At 65.3% G+C, this 13,128-nt stretch carries 8 protein-coding genes; 6 read left to right on the forward strand and 2 right to left on the reverse strand.

All coding sequences use genetic code 11. The features are described 5' to 3' along the window. Positions 1–88: 88 nt before the first annotated feature. On the forward strand, positions 89–1,690 hold the full coding sequence (locus SR3_RS19140) for a hypothetical protein (protein WP_068089895.1): 1,602 nt from the start codon (positions 89–91) through the stop codon (positions 1,688–1,690). On the opposite strand, the gene SR3_RS19145 is transcribed toward SR3_RS19140, so the two are convergent. Both SR3_RS19145 and SR3_RS19150 read right to left on the reverse strand, forming a co-directional pair. Next, complete coding sequence (locus SR3_RS19145; protein ID WP_068089896.1) at positions 1,669–2,505, reverse strand: glycoside hydrolase family 16 protein; 837 nt, start codon at positions 2,503–2,505, stop codon at positions 1,669–1,671. The two genes, SR3_RS19140 and SR3_RS19145, sit on opposite strands and share 22 nt — an antisense overlap. A 348-nt stretch (positions 2,506–2,853) precedes the next feature. Then, complete coding sequence (locus SR3_RS19150; protein ID WP_068089897.1) at positions 2,854–3,312, reverse strand: Lrp/AsnC family transcriptional regulator; 459 nt, start codon at positions 3,310–3,312, stop codon at positions 2,854–2,856. A gap of 132 nt (positions 3,313–3,444) precedes the next feature. On the opposite strand from SR3_RS19150, the gene ald reads away from it, so the two are divergent. The 5 genes from ald (at position 3,445) to SR3_RS19175 (ending at position 13,073) form a co-directional block, all read left to right on the forward strand. Beyond that, positions 3,445–4,560, forward strand: a complete 1,116-nt coding sequence (ald, locus tag SR3_RS19155; RefSeq protein ID WP_068089898.1) for an alanine dehydrogenase — start codon at positions 3,445–3,447, stop codon at positions 4,558–4,560. Between the two features lie 91 nt (positions 4,561–4,651). Beyond that, positions 4,652–6,694: a M3 family metallopeptidase gene (locus SR3_RS19160; RefSeq protein ID WP_068089899.1), complete on the forward strand. Its 2,043-nt coding sequence runs from the start codon at positions 4,652–4,654 to the stop codon at positions 6,692–6,694. 25 nt (positions 6,695–6,719) lie between these two features. Further along, positions 6,720–7,358 carry a trimeric intracellular cation channel family protein gene (locus tag SR3_RS19165; protein WP_068089900.1) on the forward strand — a complete coding sequence of 213 codons (639 nt, stop codon included), beginning with the start codon at positions 6,720–6,722 and terminating at the stop codon, positions 7,356–7,358. Positions 7,359–7,928: 570 nt separating this feature from the next. After that, positions 7,929–10,367, forward strand: coding sequence for a TonB-dependent receptor plug domain-containing protein (locus tag SR3_RS19170; RefSeq protein WP_068089901.1), 2,439 nt, complete (start codon positions 7,929–7,931; stop codon positions 10,365–10,367). Between the two features lie 222 nt (positions 10,368–10,589). Further along, positions 10,590–13,073, forward strand: coding sequence for a TonB-dependent receptor (locus SR3_RS19175; protein WP_068089902.1), 2,484 nt, complete (start codon positions 10,590–10,592; stop codon positions 13,071–13,073). The last annotated feature ends 55 nt before the right edge of the window (positions 13,074–13,128 follow it).

The raw sequence follows: 13,128 nt of genomic DNA on the forward strand, positions 1-13,128 counted from the left end.
GCCGGAGTCTGGCTCCGTTCCGGTGGCATCACCATGCGGCGCAGGCGCGGCGCCTGCTCTATGCTGCGCGCGGAAAGGGGCGGCATGTATGGTGATGGCGATCTTCTGGCTGCTGTGGGGCATCGCGGCGGTGGGCTCCCTGCGCTGGATCATCTATCTGTTCTTCGCCGGCATCGCCTTTGGCGCCACCAACACGCTGCCCGGCGGGGTGAATCTGCTGCCCGCCACGGCCTGCGTGCCGTTGCTGGTGTGGCGCGTGCTGCGGGCGGGGGATCGGTTGGGGGGCCAGCCGGGGCAGGTGGTGGACGCCATGCTCAACTGGCGGGTGCTGGGCCTGCTGACGGCCTACAGCCTGATCGCGCTGGTGGTGACCTGCACCGCGCCGCGCCTGTTTGCGGGCGTGCCCATTGTGGAGCTGAACACGCTGCGTCCCGGGCGGCTGCATTTTGGCCCCACCAACATCACCCAGATCTGCTACATGCTCGGCAGCTATGGCATCACTTTGGCCACCTGCGTCATGGTGCAGAGCCGCGAAGGCCGCCGCCTGCTGGCCGAGGGGCTGCAGGTCGGCGCGCTGGCGCTGATCGTCACCGGCACGGCGGACGCCACGGTGGGCAGCGCGCCGCTCTCCGTGTTCAAGACGGCGAAATACGGCCTGATCCTCGATGCTTCCTTCGACGATATCGGCATGCGCCGCGTGGTCGGCGTTTTCAGCGAGGCTTCGGCCTATGGCGCGGCGACTCTCGCGCTCGCCGCCTGCCTGATCTTTATCCGCCCCGCGCGCGAGTTCGGCGGTCTGCTGGCCATGCTGGATATCGTGCTGGGGCTGGGGCTGGAGTTGATGACCTATCTCTCCACCTCCAGCGGCGCGGTGGCGGGGCTGGGGCTGATGGTGGCGGCGCAGCTGTGGTTCATGCTCTCCTCCTCCATCGCCAGCGCCGACCGGGGCGAGCGCGGGCAGGCCCAGATCGAGGTGCTGGCCGCGCTGGTGGTGATGGCGGCGGTGGCGGCCTATCTGATCATGGCGCCTGATATTCTGGGCAAGCTCTATGATGTGATCGACCGGCTGGTGCTCAAGAAGGGGGAGAGCGCCTCCTACATCGAGCGCAGCGGCTGGACGCGCGACACCTTCCGCGCCGTGATGCTGACATGGGGCTATGGGATCGGCGCCGGGGCTTCGCGCGCGTCGAACTGGGGGGTGGCGGTGCTGGCGGCATCGGGCGCGGTGGGGGCGGCAATGATGGGCGGTTTCTTTATGCGCTGCATGCTGGCGCGGCTTCCCGTTGCCGGGTCGGGCGTGCCATTGGCGACGATGGGGCGGGGCGGGCGCTACGCGCTGGCGGTGGCGATGATCCCGGCGATGGGATCGGCCACCACCGCCGATTATGGCGCGGTGATCGCGGTGATTCTGGCGGTGGCCGCCGCCGCGCCGCTGGCGGCGGAAGAGGGCGATGAACTGCCCCGGTTTCCGCATCCCCGCATGGGGCCTGCGGGGGCGCCTGCCGGACCGGGGCGATGGCGTTCTGCCCCGGTCTTTTTGAATGGGGCGGTGCTTCCGGCGCCTGACTTTGCGGCTTCATCCTCTCAACCGGCGCTGCCCCTGCCCGCCGGGGCCGAGCCTGCTGTCATGCAGGAGATCATCGCTCCTGAACAGGCAGCCTCGGTCGATCAGCCCTTGCGCTTGTCCTGACAGCCGCCGCTCCCGCCTGCGCCTGCTCGCAATGCATAGACATGGACATAGCTCACCCGCAGCAAGGAAGGGTCAGGCGTATGATCGATTGGATAGCCTGATCCCAGCGCCAGATTGACCAGCGGGAACATCGGCCTTGTCAATTCGGGGGGCGTGGGTTGCTGCCAGACGGGCCGACGATCGAGGTAATAGGTGACCGTCTCGGGCAAAACAGCGATGCCATAGGTGTGAAAGCCTTGCTCCAGCGCCCCCTCCGGCACCGGAATCGCCTTGTTGCCTCCCATCGGCTTGTTGCCATGCCAGACCAGCAGCCCCGTCTGAAACGCCTTGGGGTTGTGTCCGTAATATTCGATGGCATCCAGCTCCACCGAAGCCGTGCCGTCATCGACCTTATGCAGCGTCTGCAACCAGAAGGCGGGCCATGTGCCCGGCCCCTTCGGCAACTGCATCCGCGCCTCAAAATAGCCATAGCGCACGCCATGCCCGCGCCCCTGAGCATCCCCCGCCGCGATCAGCCCTGAGTGCCAACGCCCATCCTTGCCTTTGCGCGCCGTGATCTTCAACTCGCCCTTATCGACGGAGAACGGTCCCTCTGGCCCGGGATCGCTGAAAGCGGCATCGCCGAAGTCGCCGTTCCATGGCGTATGCGCGATCCAGTCGGCTTGCTCCAGACTGCGCGGGGCGATGCGGAGGTTCCGGAAATCCTCCATGAAGAAGGGGCAGAACTGCGAGAGGTCCAGCGCCCGAATGTCGGCAGCGGGCGCCGGGGCGATGAGTGCGGAGCCCGCCAGTGCGATTCCCAATGCGCGGATCATGATCGCCTTACCTCCGTCGCGATCATAGGACAGAGAAGAAGGGGAGGGTGAGGATCTGGGTCGGTTTTGGAGGAAGTCAGGAAGAGGAAAAAGCGAGGGGGTTACCCCCTCGCGCTCCCGGAACGTCTTCCGACGAGAGGGCAGGAGTGCCGAATTGTAGCGCCCAGCCTCTCCACCTGCGCAAGGGATAGCGCCGCAGGCAGGCTCCCTATGATCCCAAAGCCGCGCCGGGCGTTTTCAAGCCTGCGGCGCTGCAAGCTTAGCCCTATGGTCGAACCCGAAGCGCAAGGTAGACACTCAAGGGAGCGCGAGGGTTATGACCCTCGTATTTCTCCTTTTTCATCCCCTTCAAACCCCCAAAACAAACCCATTCCACCCCTTCACCGTGCGAATCACGAAGCTGGAATGCATCGCGCTCACCCCCGGAAGCCGCGCCAGACATTCCCGATGCAGTCGATCGAAATCCGCCATATCGCGCGCCGCTGTGCGCAGGCGATAATCCGCCGTGCCCGACAGCAGATGGCATTCAAGGATATCGGGAAAATCATCCACGGCGCGCTCGAAACGCTCCATGGCCTCGCGGCTCTGGCTGACGAGGGTGATGTCGATCAGCACATGCAGGCCGATGCCGACCTTGGCCGCATCCACCCGCGCCCCATAGCCGCGGATGATGCCTGAATCCTCCAGCGCCTTGATGCGGCGGTGGCAGGCGGAGGGGGAAAGGCCGATCTTTTCCGCCAGCACGGCGATGGAGGCCTGGGAGTCGGCCTGAAGCGCCTCCAGCAGGCGGCTATCGATACGATCCATGGTGAAAAATCCTGCCTAACGCTACAGGCAAGGATAAAATCCCGGAATTTACCCTGCAATGGGAAAAATTTCGGAAAACATGGCGGGGTGGGGCGTTTAGTCTGGGCTCAACAGACAGCTTGGGAGAGCACCATGATCGTCGGCACCGTCAAGGAAATCAAAAACCACGAATATCGCGTCGGCCTCACGCCCGAGAGCGTGCATGAGCTGACCGCGCATGGCCATCGCGTGCTGGTGGAAAGCGGAGCGGGTCTGGGCATCGGCGCCAGCGATGAGGCCTACGGGGAGGCGGGGGCCGAACTGCTCGCCAGCGCCGCCGACATCTTCGCCACGGCGGAGATGATCGTGAAGGTCAAGGAGCCTCAGCCCGTCGAGCGCACCATGCTGCGCGAGGGACAGATCCTATACACCTATCTCCATCTCGCCCCCGATCCCGAGCAGACCAAGGATCTGGTCAGGTCGGGCGCGGTGTGCATCGCCTATGAAACCGTGACGGATGAGTTTGGCGGCCTGCCGCTGCTGAAACCCATGAGTCAGGTGGCCGGGCGCATGTCGATCCAGGCCGGGGCCACCGCGCTGGAGAAGGCCCATGGCGGTCGCGGCGTGCTGCTGGGCGGCGTGCCGGGCGTGCTGCCGGGCAAGGTTGTGGTGATCGGCGGCGGTGTCGTGGGCTTCAACGCGGCGCAGATGGCGGTCGGCATGGGCGCGGATGTGACGATCCTCGACCGCAGCACGGTGGTGCTGGAGAAGCTGGCCACGCATTTCGGGGCCAGCGCCAAGACGCTCTATGCCAGCCGCGCCAATCTGGCGGCTTCTGTGGCTCAGGCCGATCTGGTGATCGGCGCGGTGCTGGTGCCCGGCGCCGCCGCGCCCAAGCTGGTGAGCCGCGCCATGCTCTCCACCATGCAGAGCGGCGCGGTGCTGGTGGATGTGGCCATCGATCAGGGCGGCTGTTTCGAGACCAGCCACGCCACCACCCATGCCGAGCCGACCTATGTCGTCGATGGCATCGTGCATTATGCCGTGGCCAACATGCCGGGCGCCGTGGCGCGCACCAGCACCTATGCGCTCAACAACGCCACGCTGCCGCATGCGCTTTCCATTGCCAACCTTGGCTGGAAGGAAGCGTTGAAGCGCGACAGGCATCTGCTGGCGGGCCTGAACGTCTGGGCCGGCAAGGTCACCTATGAGGCCGTCGCGCGCGATCTGGGCTATGAGCCCACCGCGCCGGAAGCCGCTTTGGCCTGAAACCACTGTCATTCGGGGTTGATGCGTGCAGCATTGGCCCCCATCTTGGGCGCGGGGCATGACAGGCCCCGCGCTTTGGAAAGATGACCGAATGACCGCTGCCAATCCCCTGCTCGCCCAGACTGACCTGCCCGCTTACTGCGATATCCGGCCCGAGCATGTCGTCCCCGCTGTCGAGCAGGCGATTGCCGATCACAAACAGGCCATGGCCGATCTGGCGGCGAAAGCGGGCGATCCCGGCCTGCTGGCGGCCAAGGCGCAGGCTGATATCGCGCTGGGCCGGGTGTGGGGCGTGGTCGAGCATCTGCTGATGGTCGCCAACACGCCCGAACTGCGCGCCGCCCATGCCGAGGGCCAGCCGCTGATCGATGCCCATTACACCGCCGTCGGGCAGGATCGCGGGCTTTACGAGGCGCTGGCCGCTATCGATCCCGATGCGCTGGACAGCGGCGAGCAGCGCGCCCTGAAGCTGGCCCTGCAGGCGTTTGAACTCTCCGGCGTGGCGCTGGAAGGGCAGGCGCGCGAGGATTTCGCCGCCAACCGCGTCGAGCAGGGGCGGCTGGAAACCGAATTTTCCAACGCCGTGCTGGATGCCACTCAGGCGTGGCATCTCGAAATCCACGATGAGGCCCGTCTGGCCGGCCTTGCCGAGGCCGATCGCGCCGGGATGGAAGCCGCCGCCCGCGCCGCCGGGCAGGAGGCTGGCTGGCGCGTCACCTTGCATGCACCCAGCGTGATGGCGGTGTTGTCGCACGCCGATGATCGCGCGCTGCGTCAGGAGGTCTACACCGCCTGGAACACCCGCGCCTCCGATCAGGGCCCCAATGCGGGCCAGTTCGACAACAGCCCGCGCATCGCCGAAATCCTTGAGCGGCGCGGGCGTTCCGCGCTGGCGCTGGGCTTTGCCGATCCGGTGGCGGTTTCGCTCTCCACCAAGATGGCGCGCGATGCCGATGAGGTGGAGCAGTTCCTCTCCGGTCTGGCGGGCGCGGCGCGCCCCCGCGCGAAAGCCGAACTGGACGATCTGGCCGCCTTCGCGCGCGATCATCTGGGGCTGCCGGATCTGCAGCCCTGGGATGTGTCATGGGTGGGCGAGGCGGTGCGTAAGCAGCGCCACGCCCTCGATACTGCCGAGATTCGCCGCTACCTGCCGCTGCCCCGCGTGCTGGAGGCGCTGTTCGGACTGGTGCATGAGCTGTTCGGGGTGGAGGTGCGCGCCGCCGATGGGGCGCCGGTCTGGCATCCCGATGTGCGGCACTTCACATTGCATCGCGCCAATAATCCTGGGGGCGTGGAGCAGCCCGTCGCCGCGCTCTACGCCGATTTCTACGCGCGTGAGGGCAAGCGCGGCGGGGCGTGGATGGATGTCTGCCGGGTGCGCCGCCGTGAGGGTGGCGCTCTGGTGACGCCGGTGGCCTATCTCATCACCAATTTCGCGCCGCCGGTGGGGGGCAAGCCCGCCACCTTGCAGCACAATGATATGGTCACGCTGTTCCACGAGATGGGCCACTGCCTGCACCACCTGCTGAGCGAGGTCGATCTGGCCAGCATCGGCGGCATTTCCGGCGTCGAATGGGATGCTGTCGAGCTGCCCAGCCAGTTCCTCGAAAACTTCGCCTGGGAACCGGCGACGCTCAAGGCCGCCAGCAGCCATGACGAAACTGGCGAGCCGCTGAGCGACGCTTGGATCACCCGCATGCTGGGCGCGCGCAAGTTCCTCGGCGCGATGGGTCTGGTGCGTCAGGTGGAGTTCGCCCTCTTCGATCTGGCGATCCACCGCGCGGCGGGCGGCGACAATGCTCCCGATCCGATGGCGGTGCTGAAAGATGTGCGCAGCCGCGTCTCGGTGATCGATTTCCCGGCATGGCACCGCTTCCCCAACAGCTTCACGCATATTTTCGCGGGCGGCTATGCTTCGGGTTACTACTCCTATCTCTGGGCCGAGCGCCTCTCCGCCGACGCCTATGCCGCCTTCGAGGAAGCGCCCGAGAACCGCCACGCGCTGGGCGAGAAATTCCGCCTGCAGGTGCTGTCGCGCGGGGGCACGCGCGATGCGCTGGTCAACTTCATCGCCTTCCGCGGCCGCGAGCCCGACAATGAGGCCCTGCTGGAAAGCTGGGGCGTGGCCGCCTGACCGCTTAAGGGACACGGGGGACAGAATGGACGAGGCGCGGATCGTCTCGGTGGTGCAGGCCTCTTCGGCGCTGCTGCCCTATCTCGATATGGGCGGGTTGGCGGTGTTCGCCGCATCCGGCGCCCTGACAGCGGCCAAGGCGCGCCAGACGCTGGTGACGGCGATGTATTTCGCCGCTGTCACCGGCGTGGGCGGCGGCACCTTGCGCGATCTGCTGATCGGCGCGCCGGTGTTCTGGATGCATGCCTCCTTGCCGATCAGCATCTGCCTGTTCACGGCGCTGGCGGTCTGGTTCACGCCCTATCGCTGGTGGCCGATCCAGGCGCTGGACTGGCTCGATGGCTTCGGGCTGGCGGCCTACGCCGTGTTCGGCGCGGCCAAGGCGCTGGCATGGGGGATTTCGCCCTTGCCTGCCGCGATCATGGGGGTCGTTTCGGCCTCGATGGGCGGGATTTTCCGCGATCTGCTGGCGGGCGTGCCCTCGATCGTCATCAGGCCGGAGATCTATGTGACAGCGGCGGCCTGCGCGGCGGGTGGCTATGTGGTGCTGATCTGGGCGGGGGTGGATGGCAAGCTGGCCTCCGGGCTGGCCTTTGCGGCGGGCGTGGGCCTGCGCGGCGCGGCGATCCACTGGAAACTGGCGTTGCCTGCTTATCGCAGGTGAGAAGATAAAGGGACAATGCGAGGGTGTTACACCCTCGCGCTCCCATCAATGTCTGCGTCGCGCGTGAACGAAGCCTCTGTTGCGTGTTCAAAAAGCCGCAGGCTGTAACATTTTCATCACATCTCTTGCCTTCAGATCGCCTGCCTGCGGCGCACCATGTTGCGCAGGTGGAGAGGCTGGGCGCTGCGTTTCGCAGCCACTGCCGCTGCGTCGGAAGACGTTTCAGGAGTGCGAGGGGATAACCCTCTCGTCCTTAATTTCCTTGGATTTTTCTGCCCACATTCTTCCTGCAAGCCAGCCTTCCTCCCACCCTAGAGAAAATATCTACCAATTCACTAGACAAACTTCGTCACGCCGCTCTACGACCTCATCCCGACGCACCCCTTGCGCGAATTCCGTATTGTAAACGCTGTTACGATTTGGAAAGCGAAAGCTCCTAGGGCATTTAAGCAGGAATTGGTCGCAAATCAGAGATAAAAAGCAGCAATCGAACATCGGGCCAGGGAGGCCTGAACCAGATGGTCGGCCCCATAACCACCGGGCGGCCCCTATCATGAGGTTGACACGACAATGACATCCACCCGCTATCTCACCTCCATCAGCCTTGCGGCGCTGGCGCTGGGCGCCCCCGCTCTGGCTTTCGCGCAGGACACCGCCGCCGACGCCAACGATACCGCCAAGGACATCGTCGTGACCGGCACGCGCGTCGCAGGCCGCACCAAGCTCGATTCCACCGCGCCCGTCGATGTGTTCAGCGGCGCCAGCCTGCAGCAGCAGGCCACGCCGCAGCTGGCCACCGCCATCGCCAACATCGCCCCATCGATCGACTTCCCGCGCCCGTCGAACACCGACGGCACCGACGCCATCCGCCCCGCCACGCTGCGCGGCATGTCGCCTGATCAGACGCTGGTGCTGGTCAATGGCGTGCGCGCTCACGCTTCGGCGCTGGTCAATCTGAATGGCTCGGTGGGCCGCGGTTCGCAGGCGGTCGATCTCAACACCTTCCCCACCGTCGCGTTGGACGGCCTTGAGGTGCTGCGTGACGGCGCTTCGGCCCAGTATGGTTCGGACGCGATCGCGGGCGTGGTCAATCTGAAGCTGCGTCAGGCCGATCACGGCGGCGGCGCCAATGTCAGCTATGGCCTGTTCGCCACCAACTTCACCGGCATCTACGGCAAGCATACGGTGACGGGCGAGCCCAGCATCGACGTGTCCGGCTGGCAGGGTTTCAAGCTGGGCGAGGGCGGCTTCCTGACCGTTTCGGGCGACTATCAGCACACCAGCGCCACCAACCGCGCCGACAATGATCCGCGCGTCGCGGGCAATCCTGTCACCGCGCGCACGGGCGATCCGAACGTGTATCAGGGCAGCGGCTTCGCCAATTTCGGCAAGCAGCTGAGCGATGTGTGGAGCCTTTATGGCTGGGCCGGTTATCAGTATCGCAACACCAGCTCGGCGGCCTCGCCACGCCTGCTCAGCGCTTATTCCAGCGCTGCCTATTCGGGCATCAGCTCGATCTATCCCAATGGCTTCCTTCCGCTGATCAACACGCATTCCAAGGATCTGAACACGGCCCTTGGCGTGAAGGGCGAGGTTGCCGGCTGGTCGGTTGACGCCAAGGTCAGCTATGGCCGCAACAAGATCGATTTCTGGACCCGCAATTCGGTCAACTACACCTATGGCGCGGGCAGCCAGACCAACTTCTACGACGGCTCGCTGACCTATGATCAGTGGGTGGGTGGCGTCGATGTCGCCAAGAAGTTCGATGTTCTCAATGGCCTGAACGTGGCCTGGGGCGTCGAGGGCCGCCGCGAGGGTTACAAGATCGGCCAGGGCGAGCCTGCTTCCTACAACTCGGGCGGGGTGAACAACACCGTGGGCCTGGGGGCGCAGGGCTTCTCGGGCTTCAAGAACACCGATCAGGTCAATGCCCATCGCTCGAACGTGTCGGGTTACATCGATCTGGACCAGCAGGTGAGCGAGAAGCTGCGTCTGGGCGCCGCCGGCCGCTTCGAGCATTATTCGGACTTCGGCGACACGGCCACGTGGAAGGCCTCGGGCCGCTATGACTTCAGCCATGCCTTTGCGCTGCGCAGCACGATTTCATCCGGTTTCCGCGCGCCCTCGCTGGGCCAGCAGTATTTCACCTCGACCGCCTATGTGCTTTCGACCGGCCCGGTGACCATCGGCGGCGTGACCTATCCGATCAACACGCCGCTGCCCACGGGCACCTATTCCTCCACCAGCGCGATCGGCAAGGCGCTGGGCGGCCAGCCGCTGCGTCCGGAAAAGTCGATCAACTATTCGGCGGGCGCGGTCTTCCGCCTCGGCGGGCTTGACCTGACGGTGGACGGCTACCTGATCAAGGTGCGCGACGCGATCACCCTGTCGGAGAATCTGAGCATCAGCAATCCGGCTGTCGCCGCTGTTCTGGCGGGCACGGGTGTCAGCTCGGCGCGCTTCTTCATCAATGGCGTTCACACCACCACGCAGGGCATCGATGCCATTGCGCATTACAAGCATCGCACCGAAAGCTTCGGCATCTTCGACCTGACGGTGGCGGGCAACGTCAACAAGATCAACGTCGATTCGATCCCCACCAACACGGCGACGCTGACCAATCCGCCCCCGCTGCTGCTGCGCAACCGCATCCAGACCATCACGCGCGGCACGCCGGGCGAGAAGATCAGCGGCACGCTGGACTGGAGCAAGGGCAAGATCGGCGCCACGGCGCGCGTGACCTATTACGGCAATGTGGTGAACCCCAGCTCGAGCGACGCCTCGCTTGACGCGCCGACCGGCCCCCGCGCGATCACCGATCTGGAGCTGCGTTACCAGCCCACCGATACGGCGCTCAACCTGGCGATCGGCGCGAACAATCTGTTCGACGTCTATCCCCGCATCAATCCGGCCACGGTCAACACCAATGGTTCGGCCACCTACTCGGCCTACACCCCCTGGGGCGTGAACGGGCGTTACCTCTATGTGCGTGCCAGCGTGAAGTGGTGATCTGAACCCTTCGCTTCGGCGTGAAAAGAAGGCGGCGGGGCTGAAAGGCTCCGCCGCTTTTTTGCATCTGCGTTATGAGCGGTGCGAATAGGCCAGCTTTGCGGCGCCACAGATTTCCTGATTAACTCTACTTCTAAGGTTGAGAATAGACAGGTGCCGAGGGGTGCAACGGGGAATCGCCGGAAAGCGCCCGTTTCGCACAGATGCAACAGGGAGCCTTTCATGAAGTTTCGAGCGAGCCTGCTGGCTGGCGGCGTTGTGGCCGCGCTGATCGCCACACCCGTTCTGGCCGATGACGCCGCCGCGCCAGCCGGGGCCAAGGCCGGTGAACCCCAGACCACCTCGGCGGGCACGGGGGCAAGCGATGGCAGCGAGATCCTCGTCACCGCGCGCCACCGCAGCGAAAGCAGCCAGGCGATTCCCTTGGCGATCTCGGTGGTGGGCGGCGACCATATCGACAACACCGGCGCCTTCAATGTGGGCCGCCTGCAGCAGCTGACGCCGACGCTTCAGTTCTATTCGTCCAACCCGCGCAATTCGGCGGCCAATGTGCGCGGCCTTGGCGCGCCGTTCGGCCTCACCAATGACGGCATCGAGCAGGGCGTGGGCATCTACATCGACGATGTCTACTACAGCCGCGCGGCGTCGAGCACCTTCGACTTCCTCGACGTGCAGCAGATCGAGGTGCTGCGCGGCCCGCAGGGCACGCTCTATGGCAAGAACACCACCGCGGGCGCGATCAGCATCACCAGCCGCGCGCCCACCTTCAATCTGGAAGGGCGCGGCGAGGTCTCGATCGGCAATTACGGCTTCAAGCAGGCCAAGGCGGCGATCTCCGGGCCTCTGTCGGACACGCTGGCCGCGCGCATCGCCATTTCCGAAACCAGCCGCAACGGCACGGTTTACAATGTGAAGACCCAGCAGGGCATCGATTCGCAAGACAACCTTGGCCTGCGCGCGCAGCTGCTGTGGCGCCCCTCCAGCCGCGTCGATGTGACTCTGGCGGGCGATTTCAACCGGCAGAACCCGATCTGCTGCTCCACCGTCTATTACGGCTATGGGCCCACGCAGCGCGCCACCGCGCGCCAGTTCCCGGCGCTGGCCAAGGCGCTGAACTACACGCCGCCCTCGACCAACCCCTATGACCGCCTGACCGATCTCGACAGTCCGCTGTTCGCCAAGAACAAGACCGGCGGCGTCTCGCTGCGCGTCAAGGCGCAGCTGGGTGACGGCACGCTGACCAGCATCACCGCCTGGCGCTTCTGGGACTGGAACCCCTCGAACGACCGCGACTACACCGGCCTGCCGATCACCACGCTGAGCCAGAACCCCAGCCAGCAGAACCAGTACACGCAGGAGGTGCGCTACGGTCTGCAAAAGCGCAAATATGACGTGCAGATCGGCGTCTTCGCCTTCAACCAGGCGATCCATACCGAGGGCACGCAGCAGCAGGGCAGCGCTGCCAGCACCTATCTGCTGTCTTCGGCGCAGATCGCGGCGGCCTGCCCCACCGGCTCGGCGGCGGGTTGCTCGACGGCGATCCTCAATGGCCTCACCTCCAGCAATGACATCCGCCTGAACAACACCAGCCTTGCGCTTTACGGCCAGGCGACCTGGCATGTGACCGACCGCTTCGACATTCAGCCGGGCGCGCGCCTCAATTACGACAAGAAGAACGGCTGGTACAACGCCACCGTCACCAATGGCGCGGGGCAGCCGGTGGTCTATTCCGCCACGCCCACGGCCACGCAATCGGCCCAGCTGGGCGTGCTGGCGCCCCAGCAGTTCGCGCCGCGCTTTTCCGCGTGGAACTTCAGCTATGACATCACCGCCACTTACCGCGTGGCGCAGGACATCCGCGTCTACGCCACCTATGCCAAGAGCTTCAAATCGGGCGGCATCAATCTGAACGGCGTGCCGGCGGACGCCAATGGCAACCCGCTGCTGGCCGCCGCCACGGTGAAGCCGGAATCGGTCCATCATCTGGAAGCGGGCATCAAGACCCAGTTCCTCGACCGCAAGGCGACGGTCAATCTGGCCGCCTTCCGCACCACCATCGACAATTATCAGGCCCAGGTGACCAATGGCGCGCTGGGCGTGCTGCGCGGCTATCTCGCCAATGCCGAGCAGGTGCGCACGCAGGGCTTCGAGGCCGATGCCTCCTATCGCCCCAGCGCGCGCTTCAACGTCTATGGCAATAGCGCCTTCACCGATGCCAAATACACCAAGTTCACCGCCGCGCCCTGCCCGCCCGAGCTGTCGGGCGGCACCACGGTGGCGGCGGGGCAGGTGGCAGGTGCGCCGGGTGTGGCCGGTGCTTTGAGCCCGGCCTCGTGCAATATTTCGGGGCAGCGCCTGCCGGGCGTGTCGCGCTGGTCCTTCAGTTGGGGCGGGGAATACAATGTGCCCGCCAAGCTGCTGGGCAAGGATGGCGAGGTGTACTTCGGTTATGACGGGTCGTACCGCTCGAACTTCTCGTCCAACCCCTCGGCTTCGATCTACACCTGGGTGAATGGCTATTCGCTGCACAATTTCCGCGTCGGTTTCCGCGTGCAGCACGGGCTGGATATCTCGGGCTGGGTGCGCAACGCCACCGGCACCAACTATATCCAGCAGCTGACCGTCACCAGCGGCAACACCGGGCTGATCGCGGCGCAGCTGGGCGATCCGCGCACCTATGGCGGCACGATCCGCGTGCAATTCTGATTTTTGAAAATCCGGCGAAAGAGCCGGCACCGCAGCAGCGATGTGCAGAGAACCG

Source organism: Novosphingobium rosa NBRC 15208 (genome assembly GCF_001598555.1).
GTDB lineage: Bacteria > Pseudomonadota > Alphaproteobacteria > Sphingomonadales > Sphingomonadaceae > Novosphingobium > Novosphingobium rosa.